Here is an 18,993-nt window from a genome sequence, read left to right as displayed (position 1 = left end):
ATCTGACGAAGAACAGGAGCGAAAAGGACCAAAAAATCGCCCAAAGCACACACGGAAACGGATACATCAAGTCAAGAAAAACTTTTTGGAGAAATTCAAAACAGCTTCTGAATACATCAAGACGAAAAAAACTTTTGGTAGAAATTCAAAACAGTTTCTCAGTTTTTTATTTCGTCCGGTCCACCACATAATCTACATAAGCGGTGAGTGCCGCACGGAGCGACTCGTCCGTCTGGGCAGGAAGCAGACCAAGCGCTTTTTCACGATAATCGTGCATCACCTTGTCGGCATACTCGATGCCTCCCTCACGCTTCACGTAAGACACGAAAGAAGCAATTTCCTCCTGTGAGGCTTTCAACGAACGGATGCGCAGGGCCAGTTCTCGTGTCGCTTCATCCGCCTGATGATTGAGTACATACAAGGCAGGCAGGGTCAGTTTGCCTTCCAGCATATCATTGCCCGTAGGCTTTCCCAGCTCCTCGTTCTCGAAATAATCGAAAATATCATCTTTAATCTGGAAAGCGATACCTATCATTTCACCGAACAATGCGGCCTTGTCCACATCATCCGCCGAAGCCTTGACAGAAAGCGCACCACTCTCAGCACTTGCCGTAAAAAGGGCTGCCGTCTTCTTACGGATGACATCGAAATAAATCTCTTCGGAAAAATAAGTATTGCTGGTATTTGCCAATTGCACAATTTCACCTTCAGATAAGTTCTGTCCCAAGCGGGCCACCAGGTCCACCAGTTCGATTTCTTTTGTATAAGCGGCATGACGGAGGCTCGTAGCAAGCATATAATCGCCCACCAATACCGAGACACGGTTATCATACAGCGCATTGACCGACGCTTGTCCGCGCCGCTTGTCGCTCTTGTCAACCACATCGTCGTGAACCAGACTTGCCGTATGAAGCAATTCCAACGACAAAGCCGAATGCAACGTGGCGGAATTGATTTCGCCATAAAGTTTCGCCATCAACAATACCAGCATGGGGCGCATCATCTTCCCGTTACGCTTCCGGATATAGCCCAGCACATCGCCCAGTATCGGAGCGGTACTGGTCAAAGCGGTATCGAAAAGCATCCTAAATTCGCTCAGTTCCCTTTCTATCGGTTTCCTGATTAGTCCTATCTTGTCCATTAGAGATTTATTTGGGCACAAAAATAATAATAAAACATCGAAATACGGTGTTTTTTTGTACTTTTACGTTCAAAACATTAAATATTTTACACGAATGGAGAAACTTTTTCTACTGGACGCATACGCTTTGATTTACCGGGCATACTATGCTTTCATCAAAAATCCCCGTATCAACTCGAAGGGATTCAATACTTCCGCCATCATGGGCTTCGTCAATACACTGGAAGATGTGTTGAAGAAAGAGCAACCCACACACATCGGCATCGCGTTCGATCCTGCCGGTCCCACCTTCCGGCACGAGGCTTACCAACAATACAAAGCCCAGCGTGAGGAAACGCCGGAAGTAATCCGGCTTTCCGTACCTATCATAAAAGACATCATACGCGCCTACCGCATCCCCATCCTCGAAGTATCCGGATACGAGGCAGACGATGTCATCGGCACCCTTGCCACCGAAGCCGGACGCCAAGGCATACGTACTTATATGATGACCCCCGATAAAGACTACGGCCAGCTGGTATCGGACAACGTCTTTATGTACCGCCCCAAATACGGCGACAAGGAGTTTGAAGTAATGGGAGTCGAAGAAGTCAAAGCCAAATTCGACATACAGTCTCCTGCACAGGTCATCGACATGTTGGGACTAATGGGCGATACCGCCGACAACATCCCCGGTTGTCCGGGCGTAGGGGAAAAAACCGCACAAAAGCTGATTGCCCAGTTCGGAAGCATCGAGAACCTGCTCGACCATACCGGCGAACTGAAAGGAGCCATCAAGACCAAGGTAGAAACCAACCGCGAACAAATCCTGTTCTCCAAATTCCTTGCCACCATCAAGACCGATGTACCCATCCGCCTCGATATGGACGGGCTGAAACGGGAGGAGCCGGACAAGGAAACGCTCAAGCGGATATTCGAAGACCTGGAGTTCCGGAGCTTGCTCGACCGCGTGGTGGGAACCGATAAGAAAACCGCCGCTCCCCCACCCTCCGCGCAAGGCGATCTCTTTGGCTTTTTTACGCCCGAGAGTACGGAAGCTCCTGAAAATTCAAATCTCACAAGGCTTGACGACCTTGCTTTCGACTATCAACTCATTGATACAGAAGAAAAAATCGACCAATTATTACAAAATATCCTGACACAGAAGGTTTTCAGTCTGGATACGGAGACCACCGGAACCGACCCGATACGTGCCGAACTGGTGGGAATGAGCTTCTCGTATACCGAAAACCAGGCGTTTTATGTTCCCGTCCCCGCCGACCGCACCGAAGCGCAACGCATCGTGGATAAATTCAAGCCCGTCTTCGAAAACCCGCAAACATTAAAAGTGGGACAGAACATCAAATACGATATGCTGGTCTTGGCAAACTACGGTGTGGAGATACAAGGACCCATGTTCGACACGATGATAGCCCACTATGTGCTCCAACCCGAACTGCATCACGGAATGGACTACCTTGCCGAAATCTACCTGCACTACGAAACCATCAAGATAGAAGAGCTTATCGGCCCGAAAGGAAAGAACCAGAAGAGCATGCGCGACCTTGACCCTATCAATATATATAGGTACGCGTGCGAAGACGCCGATGTCACCCTGAAGCTGAAAAACGTATTGGAGAAAGAATTGAAGCAAAACGATGCCGAAGCCCTCTTCCGCGACATCGAAATGCCGCTCGTGCCCGTACTTGCCTATATGGAACGCAACGGCGTGCGCATCGATACCGAAGCTCTGAAGGAAACCTCGCGCCACTTCACCGCCCGCATGAACCAGATAGAAGAAGAAGTGCACCGCCTGGCTGGGGTAGAATTCAACATTGCCTCTCCCAAGCAAGTGGGCGAAGTGTTATTTGACCGCCTGAAAATCACAGACAAGCCCAAGAAGACCAAGACGGGGCAATATGTCACCTCTGAAGAAGTGTTGGAGAGCCTGAAAGGAAAGCACGAAATCGTAGAAAAGATTTTAGAGCACCGCGGATTAAAGAAGCTCCTCGGCACCTACATCGATGCCTTACCCCAGCTCATCAATCCCGAAACCGGACACATCCACACATCGTTCAACCAGACCGTAACCGCTACCGGACGCCTCAGTTCCAGCAACCCCAACTTGCAAAACATCCCCATACGAAACGAGGACGGGAAAGAAATCCGTAAGGCATTCATCCCCGATGAGGGTTGCGAGTTCTTCTCGGCCGACTATTCGCAAATCGAACTCCGCATCATGGCGCACCTCAGCGAAGACCCGCACATGATAGAAGCCTTCCGTGCCAATCAAGACATCCATGCCGCCACCGCCGCCAAGATATATAAGGAGAAGCTGGAAGACGTGACCCGCGAGCAACGGAGCAAGGCGAAAACCGCCAATTTCGGCATCATCTACGGCATCTCGGTATTCGGGCTTGCCGAACGTCTCGGCATCGACCGCAAGGAAGCCAAGGAATTGATAGACGGTTATTTCGAAAACTATCCGCACGTAAAGGAATACATGGACAAAAGCATCCAGTCGGCACGCGAAAAAGGCTACATCGAAACCATCTTCCGCCGCCGCAGGTATTTGCCCGACATCAATTCACGCAACGCCGTAGTGCGGGGATATGCCGAGCGCAATGCCATCAACGCCCCTATCCAAGGAAGTGCCGCCGACATCATCAAGGTAGCAATGGCGCGCATCTACCGCCGCTTCAGCGAAGAGGGAATCCGTTCGAAGATGATTCTCCAAGTACACGATGAACTTAACTTCAGCGTCCTGCCCGAAGAAAAGGAAAAAGTGCAACAGATTGTGATAACCGAAATGGAGAGTGCTTACAAAATGAAAGTTCCTTTGCAAGCCGACTGCGGTTGGGGTCAAAATTGGCTGGAAGCGCACTAAGGATTCGCAATAGTTAACATATCTTTATTTGCTAACATTTTGCTAAAATCGAATAAATTTTTAGCCGAAATGTTAGCTCATATCAAAAGTTTCACTACCTTTGCAGCGTAATCAAAAACAAAAAGATAGTAAACCCTTAAAAATATAAAGATATGAAAGCCTTGAATTTTATTAGAAGTTTAATTGTTGTAGCATGTGTATTTGTAGCCAACCTTACAGTTTCAGCTAACAATCCGGAAGCAGGTTTAATCTACAATACGGAAGAAGTAAACGGTGTCAAAGTTTCCGAAACTGTTTACAAGATGAACGAAGGTATCCTGACCAATTACGAAAAGTACAGTTATAAGTATAATGACAACAAACAGGTAGTAGAAAACACCCTGCAAAAGTGGGATGCATTCGATAACCAATGGCATAACCACATGCGTATCAAGTACTCATACGCTGGCGACAATGTCACTATCGAATACTACAAATGGAACAAAAGCAAGAAAGATTACATCCTTGTTCCAGACATGACTGTCACGGTACAACAATAAGCAGCACATAAAACAAAACATATTTTCATAAACTCTCTACACACGGAAGAGACGCCTCGCGAGAAGCGTCTCTTTTTTGTTTTAGTACTCTTCAAGTACAGATTCATACCAAGAACCGGCTTATTAAGTTACGATTTGTAAGCAATCGGCAAATCCTTTACCGTTTCACCCATATATTTTCCTTATCACGACAAACTATATTCCCCAAGCCAGCCCACATACTTTTATGTTCTCCATATCGAGAACACAAAAAGATATAGACTGCAACAGATTATTCATTAACCAACTCTCCAAAATAACTTTGCCGAAATGCATTTAAACCGACTCTGACGGTTATCGTTGAGATGATGCAAGTAAATTTTGCATAACAAATAGCAGACACTTGCCGATATGCCAAAAGAAATAACTATATTTGCACCCTAACGTAATACCTCAATCATGTCAGAGAAAGAATTAAACGCATACCGCTTCAGTCCGGAGCAGGAGCCTACGGACGAAATGCTGGAACAAATCATGAGGGAAGTTGCCGAGGAAGCGAGAATAAGCAACCAAAAGGCGACGGAGGAGCATTGGAAACAAATGCGGCAAAACGTTTTGACAAAACAAGCAAAATGGGCGAAAGACATAGAAAACATACGGAATGGACACAAATAAACGCTTACCGGAAATGATTGTAATAGCCGGACCTAATGGCTCAGGCAAGACATCCGTCACTCAAAAGTTCCTGCATCACGAATGGGCGGAAGGCACGCTATACATCAATCCGGACGAAGTGGCTAAAGATAAATATGGCGACTGGAACTCACCGGAAGCTGTACTAAAAGCAGCTAATTATTGCGCCGAGCTACGAGAAACATGTTTATCGGAAAGAAAAAGCTTTGTGTTTGAAACCGTAATGTCTGCCGAAGATAAAGTCGCATTCATCATTAAAGCCAAACGGCAAGGCTTCTTTATCCGTTTATTCTTTATCTCGACTTCACACCCCTCTATCAATGCGGCAAGGATTGCCAACAGAGTGATGAAAGGGGGACATGACGTGCCCATCACTAAAATCATTTCGCGCTATTTCAAGTCTATAGAAAATTGCAAGACCGTAGCGCCGATTGTGGACCGCCTCTATGTGTACGACAATTCCATAGACGGCGAAGATGCCAAACTTCAATTCCGCTTGGTCAATGGCGAATTAAAGAAAATGTATGTAACCGAAGTGTCTGAATGGGCGAAAATCCTACTACCAGATGCCCGATAATAAGAGGCTTCTATGTAAATAATCGGAGTGCCCTGCCCGATATGCCAAAAGAAATGACTACCTTTGCCCGTTGAAACAAGCAAGAAATCAAAACAATAAAAACAATATATCATTATGGCTTTACAATGTGGCATCGTCGGTTTGCCGAACGTGGGCAAATCTACGCTTTTCAATTGCTTATCAAACGCAAAGGCTCAAGCAGCCAATTTCCCTTTCTGTACCATCGAACCGAATGTGGGCGTAATTACCGTTCCCGATGAACGCCTCAACAAATTGGCGGAATTAGTCCATCCGGGACGCATCGTGCCTACTACCGTAGAAATCGTAGACATCGCCGGACTGGTGAAGGGTGCCAGCAAAGGCGAAGGACTGGGCAACAAGTTCCTGGCGAACATCCGCGAAACAGATGCCATCATCCACGTGCTGCGTTGCTTCGATGATGAAAACGTGACCCACGTAGACGGTACGGTAAATCCGGTACGCGACAAGGAAATCATTGATACCGAACTCCAGCTGAAAGACCTGGAAACCATCGAAAGCCGTATCCAACGCGTGCAAAAGCAGGCGCAAACCGGAGGTGACAAAGCAGCTAAACAAACCTATGATGTACTGGTGCGCTACAAAGAGGCACTGGAGCAAGGCAAATCGGCACGCACGGTGCAGTTCGAATCGAAAGACGAACAGAAAATAGCGCATGACCTGTTCCTGCTCACGGCGAAACCCGTGATGTATGTATGCAACGTAGACGAAGCAAGTGCTGCCACAGGCAACAAATACGTAGAGCAGGTACGTGAGGCGGTAAAGGACGAGAACGCCGAAATCCTGGTAGTAGCTGCCAAGACCGAAGCCGACATCGCCGAACTGGAAACCTACGAAGACCGCCAGATGTTCCTGCAGGAAGTGGGACTGGAAGAGTCGGGTGTGAACCGCCTCATCAAGTCAGCATACAAGCTTCTGAATCTGGAAACCTTTATCACCGCCGGTGAAATGGAAGTAAAGGCATGGACGTACCACAAAGGCTGGAAAGCTCCGCAATGTGCCGGCGTCATTCACACCGACTTCGAAAAGGGCTTCATCCGTGCCGAAGTCATCAAATACGAAGACTATATCCAATACGGAAGTGAAGCCGCCGTACGCGAGGCTGGCAAGCTGAACGTAGAGGGCAAAGACTACGTGGTGCAGGACGGCGACATCATGCACTTCCGCTTTAATGTGTAATCCGTTTTTTCACCACAGATTACACAGATTTTTCTATTTATTTAGAAGCTGTTTTGAATTTATCGTGCGATGATTTGGGATGAGTTTTTGAGGCATTTCCGCTTCTGTGATGAGGAAGATAGCGGGCTATCTGACGAAGAACAGGAGCGAAAAGGACCAAAAAATCGCCCAAAGCACACACAAAAACGGATACATCAAGCCAAGAAAAACTTTTTGGAGAAATTCAAAACAGCTTCTTATAATAATGGCAAGTGGGAGTAGTGTTATTATTGTCTCCCTTTGATTTTTAATAGAATAAAATCTGTGTAATCTGTGGTGAAAACCTCAAGAACTTAAAAAACTCACCATGAAATACTTAGTAGTAGGAACAGGGGGCGTGGGAGGCTCTATCGCCGGATTTCTCGCCCTGGCAGGCAAAGACGTGACCTGCATCGCACGCGGCAAACACCTGGATGCCATCCGGCAAAAAGGGCTTCACCTGAAATCGGACTTGAAAGGCGAACATTTTCTTCCCGTGAAGGCTTATACCGCCGAAGAATTCGAAGGAAAAGCCGACGTGATTTTCGTGTGCGTGAAAGGATATTCCATCGACTCTATCAAGGAAGTATTAGAACGTGCTTCCACCCCCGAAACGCTGGTCATCCCTATCCTCAACGTGTATGGCACCGGACCGCGCATCGGAAGGCTTGTGCCTTCGGTACACGTGCTCGACGGATGCATCTACATCGTAGGATTTGTTTCGGGAGAAGGCGAGATTACCCAAATGGGAAGCATCTTCCGCCTGGTGTTCGGCGCACGCCCTGAACAAGGCATTTCCTGCGAACAATTGAATCAAATAGCCGAAGAACTGCGTGCGTGCGGCATCAAAGTAGACGTATCGGACGACATCAACCGCGACACTTTCATCAAGTGGGCATTCATCTCCGCCATGGCATGTACCGGAGCCTACCACAATGTGCCCATGGGCGAAGTGCAGCACGAAGGCGAGGTGCGCGATACCTTTATCGGATTATCGCAGGAAAGTGCCGGAATCGGGCGCAAACTGGGTGTAATCTTCCCCGAAGACCCCGTAACGTATAACCTGAAAGTCATTGACAAGCTCGACCCGCACAGCACCGCCTCCATGCAGAAAGACATTGCCCGCGGACACGAATCGGAAATACAAGGCTTGCTGTTCGATATGATTGACTTGGGCGAACGGCTGGGCATCGATTTGCCGACGTATCACAAAGTGGCATTAAAATTCAAGAAAGCATAAGAAAGCATGAAACACATCATCAACATTGATACATGGGAACGGAAAGACAATTATAACTTCTTCCGAGGCTTTGCCAACTCGTGGATTGCCATAACGAGCGAAGCCGATTGCACCGAGGCATACGCACGGGCAAAGGCACAAGGGCATTCGTTTTTCCTCTATTATCTTTATGCCATCACGAAGGCGGTAAACGAAATCAAGGAATTGCGCTATCGCTGGGATAAGAACGGGCAAGTGGTCTACCACGATACGGTGGATGTGATTACACCTATCGCCGTACCGGGACGTACATTCTACACCGTGCGTATTCCCTATCATCCCGACTTCGATACATTCTACCGTGAAGCGCGGCGTATCATCACCTCCATTCCCGAAGACGGAGACCCGTATGGCACAGATAAGCAGATAGCGGAACAAGGAGATTTCGACGTGTTCCTGCTCAGCGCCACGCCGAAACTGTATTTCACCTCCATCACCTATACCCAACAATCGGTAGGGCATCCGTTGGATTATCCGTTGATGAATGCAGGCAAGGCAATCACCCGTGCAGGACGGCTCTACATGCCGATAGCACTTACCGTAAGCCATGCCTTTGCAGACGGAGCGCACATCTCGCTCTTCTTCGAGAAGGTGGAGCAGACGCTGAAGGAACTATAAACATTTACGATTAGACAATTTACTATTTACGATTTATGACTTTCTCCATCGTAAATAGTAAATTGTCTAATCGTAAATGGGCTTATTTCAAAAGTTCTTCAATCGCATCTATAATCTTCTTTTCGGTCGTACCTTTGGCATATCCTTTTATTATTTTCCGAATCACAAGATTCTCATCCAACAAGAAAAAGAAAGGCACAAAGCCTCCTGTCTTGTAATCAATGACTACTTGTTCGTTTCCGGACAAAAAAGTATAACCAATCTGATGGCGGCTTATATAATTCCGCACACTCGCTAACGGCTTGCCCCAAGAATCTATCGCAACCAACTGGAATTTATCTTTATCAAAACGCTTGTCCAATTCATTCAGAAACGGAATGGCAAGTTGGCATACCCCACATCCTATTCCCGTAAGATTGAGCAACATCACCTTTCCTTTCAAAGAAGAAAGCGAAACCGAATCACCCTGCATATTCACCGCCGTCCAATCGGGTGCCGGTTTATCCGCTAATTTAAAAGGTTCTTCATCACATTTGTTCTTTTCGCCCATCCGTACCAACTCATACCCTTCAGGCACAAGCGCATATAAATCGAAATTCTTATCGGGCAAAGTATTCAATTTCACATTCGAACATTCATCTATACCGGAATTACTTCCACAAAGTTCTCTTTTGTATTTATAAGGAAGGCCTGTCTCTTTATCTATCCAGATTTCAAAAACCATTATCGGGTCAGCCATAAAAGACATTTCCGGAAAATGGAAAGGCTTCCCGAAGAATTCCACTTCCACTCCTTCGTCGATAGTCAATTTCAAATAATACTCCTTCTCTGTCTCCTTCACTTCCCGAGTAACGTTATCTTTCGTTTCCAACGTATAACGGATGATACTCGTCACATAATTGAAAAAAGGAGGTTGGATAAGCCTTACCGGAAGAAACTGATTGGAAAAATCATTTACCTCTGCTACTTTTTGATAACGGTTCATATATACTGAAACTGTTCCGTCATATCCCAATTCAAAGCGCGTTTGGTCTTCAGAATCCCATTCTAAAAAACTCGACCCGATGGTGGTATCTTGCGGATTGCGGTATTCTTCCACAAACACCTTGCTGACACTACTTGGCAAAGTATCTCCCGCCATCCAACCTTCACTATACAAGTCATACGTCGCCGACTTGACGCTTTCTAACTTACTCAATACTTCTCTCAGATACTCTTGTGCCTGAAGGGAGCTGTCCGCCAGCAGGCACATTGCTAAAATAATCAGTGTTTTCATGTGTTGATGTTTTTAATGTTTTCTGCCGGCAAAAGAATAAGAATCCCAGCAATCGGACAAAAAAATTAGCTGAACTTTTTCTGAAATCTAAGTTTTTCGCTTATTTTGCTATCGGTTAGCATCGCATCTATGAAGACAAAAGAACTATACATCCTCGGCATCCTGAGTGCCATTATCGTTACGGCATTGTGTCTGTCTTTACAAGCAGGCGAAGAACGTATCCGGCAAGAAACGGATCATGCGTTCTGCGAAGCCACCGCCTGGCACTATACCGAACGGGTAGAACTGTTCCAGCATTTCACCCATCCCGACTTGAATCCCTATTCCGAATATTACATCACGGCTCCCGTCTACGACCGGAAGATAAAAAAATACACCCTGCGTACGTGGAAAGACCGAACGGTGTTTGTCTTCAAAGACAGTATAGACGAAGCAAAGGCACGCCGTCTGCTTAACGAGCACATTCTTACTAATGTCCACCCGATAGATGCCGACAAACTGAACATCTTGTTCCGGGCACGGCTCGCAGCGCGAAACATCTGCGGACAGACTGGAACCATCTATTACAACGGACAAGAAAGACACTGCAATTCCGACACGCTCAGTGCTTCTTCTGCCTATTCCACACCCGTTTACCGCCAGGATATCACGGGCGACATCCAGGCACAAGGATGGGTGGCATACGATACGGTCACACTGCTCCGCTACATCGACCGGCGTTTCTTCCTGCTCATAGCACTGATAGCTCTTGGCACCGCTATCTGTTATTACCTGCGGAAAAGAAGCAATGCCTCCCACATTTATCCAGACATTTCTGTCAATATGGAAAAGCAAGAATTAATCATTGATGGCATCCTCTGTCCGTTACCCAAGCTAGACCTCTCCTTGTTTTGCCTCCTGCTCCGAAAGAAAGGCAGGTGCGTAAGTCGCGGAGAAATCAAACAACGCTTCTGGAAAACCGACACCAATGCCGATGAAAAGATAGACACACATATCAAAATACTCCGGAAACACCTGAAAGGCTTTCCGGAGTATCAGATAGTGACCGTACGCGGGCAAGGCTATTACCTGTCGGTCAAGAAAGGATCCTGACATTAATCATCGGGCAATTGATGCGAGACATATACCAGCGCATCGCACAAGGCAGGACGCCAATAACTCCAATCGTGTCCCCCACCCTTCACACGAAACTCGTAAGGAATACCACGCTTGCGAAAGGCTGAGACTAAATCGATATTAGCATCATATGTAAAATCCTTGTCACCACAATCAATGAACCAACGGACGGCTTTCCATGCCGACACATTCTTTTCACTTCCTTCCGTTATCGTGCGGATAGGGTTGTAATCATCTACCAGCTTCTGACGCCAAGGGGCAGAAGGGTCATCCTTCAAAAACTCCAACGGCTGGCTACGCAAATAACTGCTCATCCCATAAACCACGTTGAACAAGTCGGGATGAAGCACACCATATACGACCGATGCACCTCCACCCATTGAATAACCTGCCACCGAACGGTATGCCTTTTCCGCCTTTACCCGGTAAGTCTGCTCGATATAAGGCATAAACTCCTGAAAGAAAAAGTCTTCATACCGCCAATGCGCAGCATTGAACCATATCATATTATCCTTGTTGGCCTCAGGACAAACCACAATCATTTCCTGCATCTGCCCACAAGCTATCAAGCTATCTGCCAAATGTGAAAGCCCACCATAACGTTCCCAATCGGTATTCGAGCAATTTCCTCCATGCAAAAGGTACAACACCGGATACGTACGAAGTGTATCCATATCATAACCCGGTGGTAAATAAACCGTATATTCACGTTCGGTAATACCTTGCAAAAGTGTACAAGGAACTGTCCGATAAAGCACTTTTCCACCTGCAAACAGTTTCAAGCAGCAAAGGCAAAACAAAAGATAAAAAAGAATGTATTTACGCATATTCCCTATTCATTTTCGTCATAGCCCAGAATCGAATCTCCACCAGTCCAAGTTAAACAAGGCATGGGGTTGTTTGCCTTTGAACACGAGGTACAAATCGTGGACACCTGTCACACTCTTCACCTGTGTTTTGAACTCCTGCCAGTTTTCCCATTCACCGGTGTAAGGAATATCAAGCGTACCCAATACTTCTCCTTCCAAGCCATCGATACGGAGTTCAATCTGTCCGCCAAAATAACGGCTAGAGGCACATGCCGTAAAAAGCGAAGCACCTTTGGCACCAAAATCTACTTCCCTTACCTTGATATAATCTCCGTGATGGACATCCGTGACATACACGCCACGCGCAGCATCCGTCCGGGTAGCCACGCCCTCGGACCAAGCTATGGTTTCAGCCTCTGTACGTATATAAGGATTAAGTCGGCCTACCGCTTCCGTTATGCCGGCATCGGTCATATGCATTTCTGGTATTTCTCCATTCGGGGTATAACGGAACTCTTCTACGCACACCGAACGGCAATAACTATGCCCGCCAGGCAAGGCATCGTTGTGATAGAAGAAATACGAATGTCCTTTATAGTCCACGATGCCCGGATGATTGGTATTGCTTCCACGCTCCAACGGCATAACCACGCCCTTAGCTTGCCACTTGCCGCCAGCCGAAGAGCTCATAGAATAGTGAATGGATTCGGGGAAACCCGCAGCATAAATCAGGTAATACCAGTCTCCACGCTTGTAAAGCCAGGGTGCTTCGGTAAATCCTCCCGAAAAGGCAATGCTATCCAAGCGGTTGATTGCCTCGATTTCTCCATCCAGACTTACCATATCTTCTTTCAGTTTGGCACGATAGCATACACCGTTTCCCCAATACAACCATGCCTGCCCATCGTCTGCAATATATACAGTGGGGTCTAAATCGTCCCAAGAATGTCCGGCATATGTCGTCATATCGTTCGTTACCAATCCGTGCCCCAAGGCATCCTTGAAAGGTCCGTAAGGTGTATCTCCTACAGCCACTCCGATAGAAGAACCGGGATTCTGCCGGTTTTGGGAAGAAATATACCAATAGAATTTCCCGTTTCTCGGTATGCATTGTGCCGCACTGGCATCACCTGCAGACCATGCAAAAGTACTGGTCTTGAGTGGTGCACCGTGATCTGTCCAATTTACCATATCGGTGGTGGTATAAAGCCGGTATTCACGCATCAGATACGAATTTTCAGGCGCATCCTTCTCGTCACAACCTACATAGAGATATAAAGTATCATTATACACCATAGGTGCCGGGTCGGCCGTATAATGAGTCTGTATAATCGGGTTTTGTGCTTGGACAGACATTACGCACATTCCTATTGACAACCCTAACAAATATTTCGTTTTCATAGTTCTTTTCACACAATTATAAGTAATACTAATCAGGGGTTAAAAGGGAGTCAGAGACCAATACTTTTTATATCGGTTTCAGAAGCAGGACTATCGGCCTTTAACTCCTGAACAAAATGATAACTCCTGTAAAACACAACTGCTTTTATACCATGCACGGCATAGGTTTGTGCATTTTCCCCGGAACAAATGTTTCCGCATTTGGATTACATTATCGTTTCAGGCAGCTTCCTTTTATGGTTTTCATATGAAAACCGTACGGTTTCCATATCAAGAACGTACGGTTTCCATATCGAGAACGTACGGTTTCCATATGAAAACCATAAAAGTATGCCGCCTGAAACAAAGATATGGGCTACATGCAAAGCCAAATGTTCCTTACCGATATGCCATCAAATGCAAGGATGATGTGCGCACCGTCTCTACGGAAATGGCGTGGCACATGCAGGAAATGCACAAATCCATACCGCGCAAGGCATAACTTTCGATTTATGTAAGAAACCAAGCATAATCTGTTGATTCAATCGGCAACATCTGCCACCACCTGCCAGGCAAAGACCGTTCCGTCTTTCCGGTCGGGACGTGTACCGGGCCAGTCGGCTGCATAAGGTTCGCCCGTCACCGGATTTAACCCGACAAAACGATTGGTATAAAGAGAAAGCAACATACAATGCCCCCACAACATATCTTGCCACAAGAAAAGACTTGCTTCTGTTTCTTCTTTCGTGATGCGCACATCGCCCGAAAGCCCCAACCCCGTTACGGTCAGAAATCCAGAACCATCCATTGCTTCAAGTGCCACACGTCCCTTACCACGGTCGTGTACCCTGAAATGGCATCCTAACCCTTCGAATTCTGCACTTCCCGAAGCTACATGATGTAACATCCCATGCGGATTGGCCCAAGCCCGTTCACCATTGGCAAGATTGGTCAGTGTAATGATTTTGCCTACAGGCAGATTCTTCGAACGATCGGCAAAAGGTTCGTACACTTCGAAATTGTCGAAATCGGCACGCCCGCCTTTCTTCCCCTCTGTATTGTAAGCAAACAAAGCATAACGCACTCCCTGGAACGTATGCATCTGATACCCCAAACGCAACTGGTTGCCTATGGTCTCGAACGTATCTCCATCGGTACTATAACTTAATGAGGCCAAGTCATTATGATAATCGCCGTGAGCCCGCAACCATACTTTGGCAGATTCCAGCGGCTTGTCGGTATGTACATTCTTCACCATATCATAAAAACGAAGCATCAGTCCCTCGTCGGTGCGTGTCACGCCCACCCAATAATAGGGTGTATTCAGCAGAGCAAGACCAGCTACGTCACCTTTCTTCAGTCCACGTGCATCCAGTTCTACCGTAGCCATCGATTCGGGACCAACCACACGCTGGGTCAGTGTATTCCGAGCAAACATCAGACTCTTGGCAGGAAGTGTATGCAGACGCAGCACACCTTTTGCCAGTTCCCATCTGTTATCAACCGGGATATGATTCCATTGCCAGACTGGCTTCAGACTATTATCCGAGAAGTCATCGCTCCGTTCATAAGGAGCATGAGGACTCTCCTCCACACCCGTATCGGGCTTGAACCAGGTACGTGGCGAACGTCCCAGATTACCTTCTACCCCGAAATAAGGCCAACCGTCTTTCCATGTTACTGGAGACAAGTAAGTAAGACGTCCCACCGATTTCATATCCATCATCGAGAAGCCCCACCATTCACCATTAGGCAAATCTACAATGCCTCCCTGATGCAAAGGCACGGCACTGAAATAATTATCAGAAGGAGGCTGGAAACTGAATTTGCTCCCTTCGTCAGGTATATCAGACCAGAAACCATAGCCTTGTGTCCACCAACCCTGTTGTATCCCCATTGTTTCCCGATGGCTGATAACCGTTGTCTCATACGGACCTTCAGGACGGTCGGCACGGGCACACTGCATACGTCCTACCGGAGCATAGTCAGCACTGATGATGTAGTATTTCCCGTTAATTTTATAGAAATGATGTCCTTCCCCCATTGCATTTCCTTTCGGGATGATAATCCGGTCACTTCCTTCAACATATCCGCTGAAGTCTGGTTTGATTTCGATAAGGTGCACTTCATCATACCCGTGAACAGCATAAATCTTATCGTCATCATCAAATAAAACGCCCAAATCATAAATGCGTCCACCCATGTTCTTATGTATCCAGGGACCTTCAGGACGGTCTGCCGAAAATACCTGCAATCCATAGTTGTTCACATTAACAAAAATATAAAACTTCCCTTTGTGATAACGGATGGCAGGTGCCCAGATACCATTCCCATACACACCTTTCTTTCCTTCCAAATGGAATTCAGGTCCCAAGTCCAACTTGTCGAAAACATAAGTAACAAATTCCCAATTCACCAAATCTTTAGAGCGAAGCAAAGGCAATCCGGGCATAGTATGCATCGAACTGGCAACCATATAAAAATCTGTTCCCACCCGAATCAAGTCAGGATCGGTAAACTCATCATAGAACAAGGGATTGGTAAACGTACCGTTCCCGTTATCAGCAGTCCACGTCTGAGCCTGCAGGTTATACCACCCACAAATTCCCAGCACAAAAAGCCATAGATACTTCATTGTTTGTCCTCCTTACTGCTTCGGATGAAACATCCAGTAATCGAAATACATCACCCTGCCAGGCTTATCACCTTTGCATATAAAATACAGGTCATGCACGCCACTTATAGCTTCCACTTTGGAAGTAACCAGCGCCCAACGGTCATCCCAACCAGTCATAGGTACCTGCAACGTAGCCAGCAGCTTTCCTTGCAGACCATCGGCACGCACCTCCAGAGTTACCCCTCCGTTGTGTGTAGTTCCTACACGAGCAATGATGTCAGATGCCCCTTGGCTACGGAAGTCTACGCCCTTCACCTTGATGTATGCCCCATCACGCATAGCATTGACAAATACACCCACTTCTCCGTTTTGTGCCGACTTCATCCCTTCGGAGAAAGCCATCGTTTCAGCTTCATTCTTCCGGTACGGATTAAGTGCCGTCAACCCTTCACGGATACCTTCGGTCATCTTCATCGGCTGGATAGAACCATCGGCATTAAACACAACTTTCTCCACGCATACCGAACGGGTAAAGCCCGAACCTCCAGGCAGGGCACCATTGTGGTAGAAAAGGTAAGTTCCGCCTTTATAGTCCACAATACCCGGATGATTGGTAAAACTCCTTCCTTCGGTAGGCATCAGCGTACCTCCGTATTTCCAAGGTCCCAACGGACTCTTGCTCATCGAATAGCCCAAATGTTCGGATATCGGTCCACCAGCCCACAACAGGTAATACCAATCCTTGTGCTTGTAAAGCCATGGGCCTTCTTCGTAAAGTGTGGGACGTTCAGGCACATTCCCTTCCCGCTTACCAAAAGCCTCTTCGGTCATATCCACCTTCACAACATCTCCCGAATATGATATCATATCTTCGTTCAACTTCACATAATAACAAAAAGGATTGCCCCAATACAGATAAGCCTGCCCGTCATCGTCTATCATTACGGTAGGATCTATGTCCCCTTTTCCACTACTCACCAATGGCTTGCCAAGTGGGTCGTAGAAAGGACCATAAGGACTGTCTGCTACAGCTACGCCAATAGCTCCCCCTCCTTTTTTCATCGTCACCGGGACATACGCATAAAATTTACCTCCACGTTCGACACACTGCATAGCCCAAGCATCTCCCCGCGCCCACTCGAATGTCTTGTACGACAAGGGAGTCGGATGTTCAGTCCAGTTTACCATATCTTCGGTAGAGTACAATTTCCAGTCGTTCATTGTAAACCACGTAGATGCGTCTTCATCATGGCTTGTATATAAATACAAGCGGTCACCATATACCATCGGTGCCGGGTCGGCGGTATAAGCAGTCTGGACAATCGGGTTTTGTGCCATAACCAGTATAGGGGTTACAAGCATCGAAAGACTAATAAATATGTTTTTCATAAACTATGTCATTCTATTATTCTACAAATTTCCAATAATCCCAATTCATCAGGTCTTTTCCGGCATCACCTTTGAAACGGAACACCAGGTCGTGAACACCCTTCGCCCCTTTCACCGGACAGGCAAACTCCTTGTATATGTCCATTCCTCCGGTAGCCTCAACTTGAACTGTTCCTACCAACGGACCATCGGCTTGGTCTAAATGAATCTCAATTGCGCAATGCCCTGCATCAGAAGCGACAGAAGCCACAAAACGAGATGCGCCTTCTTTTCCGAAATCAACACCTTTTACCACCAAAGTATCAGAGTCATTGATTTTCGTGACATAAATGCCACCATCGGTACGGCGCTCGGTTTTCAGCCCATATCCCCAAGCCATAGTCTCGGCTTCTACCCTGCGGTAAGGATTAAAGTTTTCAATCTGCACCAGCTTCGTATCTTTAAAATAAGGCACCTCCTGTATCGTACCGTCTACATTATAATGCATTTCGGCGGCCGATATCGAACGGCGTTCATGATGCTCCTCCATTTCGAGACGCAACAGATCGTAATTCTGTCCGAAAACGTAACTCTTGCCTTTATAGTCAATGATTCCCGGATGATTTCCGCGCGTACGGTCGGTAGGAGCCATGATGTAGCCCTTCACCTCCCATGGTCCCGTAGGACTGTTACTCATGGCATATCCGATTCCTTCTGGGCAACAAGTAGAAGCGTATGCCAGATAATATTTCCCGTTACGTTTGTAAAACCACGGTCCTTCCTGATAATGCTCCAACTTGCCTATCTTCACAATATCGCCCGAATACGACACCATGTCTTTGTTCAGTTTCACATAATACAAGTTCGGGTTACCCCAATACATATAGGCTTGTCCGTCATCGTCAATCCAAACAGTAGGATCGATATCTTCCCAATGCTCTTGTTGCCACACGATAGGCTTGCCTATGGGATCCTTAAAAGGTCCGTAAGGCGAATCGGAAACCAATACGCCAATGCCGTTCCCATGAAGGGGGCAATACATATAAAACTTACCGTCACGCTCCACCACTTGTTGTGCCCATGCACCGTTATCGCGCTTACGCCATACAAAGTCTTTCAAGGAAGCCACAGGCCCATGGTCGGTCCAGTTCACCATATCAGTAGAGGTATATAGCTGCCAGTCGAGCATCTTGAAGTCATAGCCTTGCGCATCGTCCTCATCGTGACTGGTATACAGAAAAATCGTGTCATTGTACACCATCGGTGCAGGATCGGCGGTGTATTTGGTCTGAATAATCGGGTCTTGGGCATTTGCACCAAGGGCACACAAGCCCAGCATCATAAATGCTAATTTTTTCGATTTGTTTTTCATCTTTTATTTTTGATTTAATGAGAAGCTGTTTTGAATTTCTCCAAAAAGTTTTTCTTGGCTTGATGTATCCGTTTTCGTGTGTGCTTTGGGCGATTTTTTGGTCCTTTTCGCTCCTGTTCTTCGTCAG

At 46.8% G+C, this 18,993-nt stretch carries 17 protein-coding genes; 10 read left to right on the top strand and 7 right to left on the bottom strand.

From position 1 onward, the window contains the following. Nucleotides 1-166: 166 nt before the first annotated feature. Nucleotides 167-1,141, bottom strand: coding sequence for a polyprenyl synthetase family protein (locus tag B5F71_RS14505; protein ID WP_087211618.1), 975 nt, complete (start codon nt 1,139-1,141; stop codon nt 167-169). Nucleotides 1,142-1,235: 94 nt separating this feature from the next. Between B5F71_RS14505 and polA the strand changes: the two genes are divergently transcribed. The 8 genes from polA (at nt 1,236) to B5F71_RS14470 (ending at nt 8,928) form a co-directional block, all read left to right on the top strand. Beyond that, nucleotides 1,236-4,007 carry a DNA polymerase I gene (polA, locus tag B5F71_RS14500; protein WP_087211616.1) on the top strand — a complete coding sequence of 924 codons (2,772 nt, stop codon included), beginning with the start codon at nt 1,236-1,238 and terminating at the stop codon, nt 4,005-4,007. Nucleotides 4,008-4,159: 152 nt separating this feature from the next. Further along, nucleotides 4,160-4,546: a DUF3836 domain-containing protein gene (locus tag B5F71_RS14495; RefSeq protein WP_087211613.1), complete on the top strand. Its 387-nt coding sequence runs from the start codon at nt 4,160-4,162 to the stop codon at nt 4,544-4,546. Nucleotides 4,547-4,984: 438 nt separating this feature from the next. Beyond that, on the top strand, nt 4,985-5,200 hold the full coding sequence (locus B5F71_RS14490) for a hypothetical protein (protein ID WP_087211611.1): 216 nt from the start codon (nt 4,985-4,987) through the stop codon (nt 5,198-5,200). Further along, entirely contained in the window at nt 5,187-5,795 is a 609-nt protein-coding gene (locus B5F71_RS14485) for a zeta toxin family protein (protein WP_087211608.1), read from the top strand. The genes B5F71_RS14490 and B5F71_RS14485 overlap by 14 nt, the downstream gene beginning before the upstream one ends. A 114-nt stretch (nt 5,796-5,909) precedes the next feature. Continuing rightward, complete coding sequence (gene ychF / locus B5F71_RS14480; protein ID WP_013618353.1) at nt 5,910-7,013, top strand: redox-regulated ATPase YchF; 1,104 nt, start codon at nt 5,910-5,912, stop codon at nt 7,011-7,013. Between the two features lie 69 nt (nt 7,014-7,082). After that, on the top strand, nt 7,083-7,274 hold the full coding sequence (locus tag B5F71_RS20370) for a hypothetical protein (RefSeq protein ID WP_158098107.1): 192 nt from the start codon (nt 7,083-7,085) through the stop codon (nt 7,272-7,274). Between the two features lie 85 nt (nt 7,275-7,359). Next, nucleotides 7,360-8,271, top strand: a complete 912-nt coding sequence (locus tag B5F71_RS14475) for a ketopantoate reductase family protein (RefSeq protein WP_087211605.1) — start codon at nt 7,360-7,362, stop codon at nt 8,269-8,271. A gap of 6 nt (nt 8,272-8,277) precedes the next feature. Continuing rightward, a complete protein-coding gene (locus tag B5F71_RS14470; protein WP_087211603.1) occupies nt 8,278-8,928 on the top strand; it encodes a chloramphenicol acetyltransferase in 651 nt (216 codons plus the stop codon). An 82-nt stretch (nt 8,929-9,010) separates the two neighbouring features. On the opposite strand, the gene B5F71_RS14465 is transcribed toward B5F71_RS14470, so the two are convergent. Further along, the gene (locus B5F71_RS14465; RefSeq protein ID WP_087211601.1) at nt 9,011-10,204 is read right to left on the bottom strand and encodes a redoxin domain-containing protein; all 1,194 of its coding nucleotides are present in this window, start codon (nt 10,202-10,204) and stop codon (nt 9,011-9,013) included. A 129-nt stretch (nt 10,205-10,333) separates the two neighbouring features. Here B5F71_RS14465 and B5F71_RS14460 point away from each other — a divergent pair, with 129 nt between their 5' ends. Next, on the top strand, nt 10,334-11,296 hold the full coding sequence (locus B5F71_RS14460; RefSeq protein WP_087211598.1) for a winged helix-turn-helix domain-containing protein: 963 nt from the start codon (nt 10,334-10,336) through the stop codon (nt 11,294-11,296). A gap of 2 nt (nt 11,297-11,298) precedes the next feature. Here the strand turns inward: B5F71_RS14460 and B5F71_RS14455 are convergent, their stop codons facing one another. Beyond that, nucleotides 11,299-12,147, bottom strand: a complete 849-nt coding sequence (locus B5F71_RS14455) for an alpha/beta hydrolase-fold protein (RefSeq protein ID WP_022041127.1) — start codon at nt 12,145-12,147, stop codon at nt 11,299-11,301. A gap of 18 nt (nt 12,148-12,165) precedes the next feature. Next, nucleotides 12,166-13,530, bottom strand: a complete 1,365-nt coding sequence (locus tag B5F71_RS14450) for a glycoside hydrolase family 43 protein (RefSeq protein WP_087211596.1) — start codon at nt 13,528-13,530, stop codon at nt 12,166-12,168. 313 nt (nt 13,531-13,843) lie between these two features. Here B5F71_RS14450 and B5F71_RS20365 point away from each other — a divergent pair, with 313 nt between their 5' ends. Beyond that, nucleotides 13,844-14,011: a hypothetical protein gene (locus B5F71_RS20365; protein WP_158098106.1), complete on the top strand. Its 168-nt coding sequence runs from the start codon at nt 13,844-13,846 to the stop codon at nt 14,009-14,011. Between the two features lie 39 nt (nt 14,012-14,050). On the opposite strand, the gene B5F71_RS14440 is transcribed toward B5F71_RS20365, so the two are convergent. Genes B5F71_RS14440 through B5F71_RS14430 form a run of 3 tightly spaced genes read right to left on the bottom strand, consistent with a single transcriptional unit; the run spans nt 14,051 to nt 18,866 of the window. Continuing rightward, a complete protein-coding gene (locus B5F71_RS14440; protein WP_087211591.1) occupies nt 14,051-16,144 on the bottom strand; it encodes a glycoside hydrolase 43 family protein in 2,094 nt (697 codons plus the stop codon). 12 nt (nt 16,145-16,156) lie between these two features. After that, nucleotides 16,157-17,515, bottom strand: coding sequence for a glycoside hydrolase family 43 protein (locus B5F71_RS14435; protein WP_022040365.1), 1,359 nt, complete (start codon nt 17,513-17,515; stop codon nt 16,157-16,159). Between the two features lie 16 nt (nt 17,516-17,531). After that, nucleotides 17,532-18,866 carry a glycoside hydrolase family 43 protein gene (locus tag B5F71_RS14430; RefSeq protein WP_087211588.1) on the bottom strand — a complete coding sequence of 445 codons (1,335 nt, stop codon included), beginning with the start codon at nt 18,864-18,866 and terminating at the stop codon, nt 17,532-17,534. Between the last annotated feature and the right edge of the window lie 127 nt (nt 18,867-18,993).

It is taken from the genome of Bacteroides sp. An269 (genome assembly GCF_002159755.1).
Taxonomy (GTDB): domain Bacteria; phylum Bacteroidota; class Bacteroidia; order Bacteroidales; family Bacteroidaceae; genus Phocaeicola; species Phocaeicola intestinalis.
This window is presented reverse-complemented; position numbering and strand designations above follow the sequence as displayed.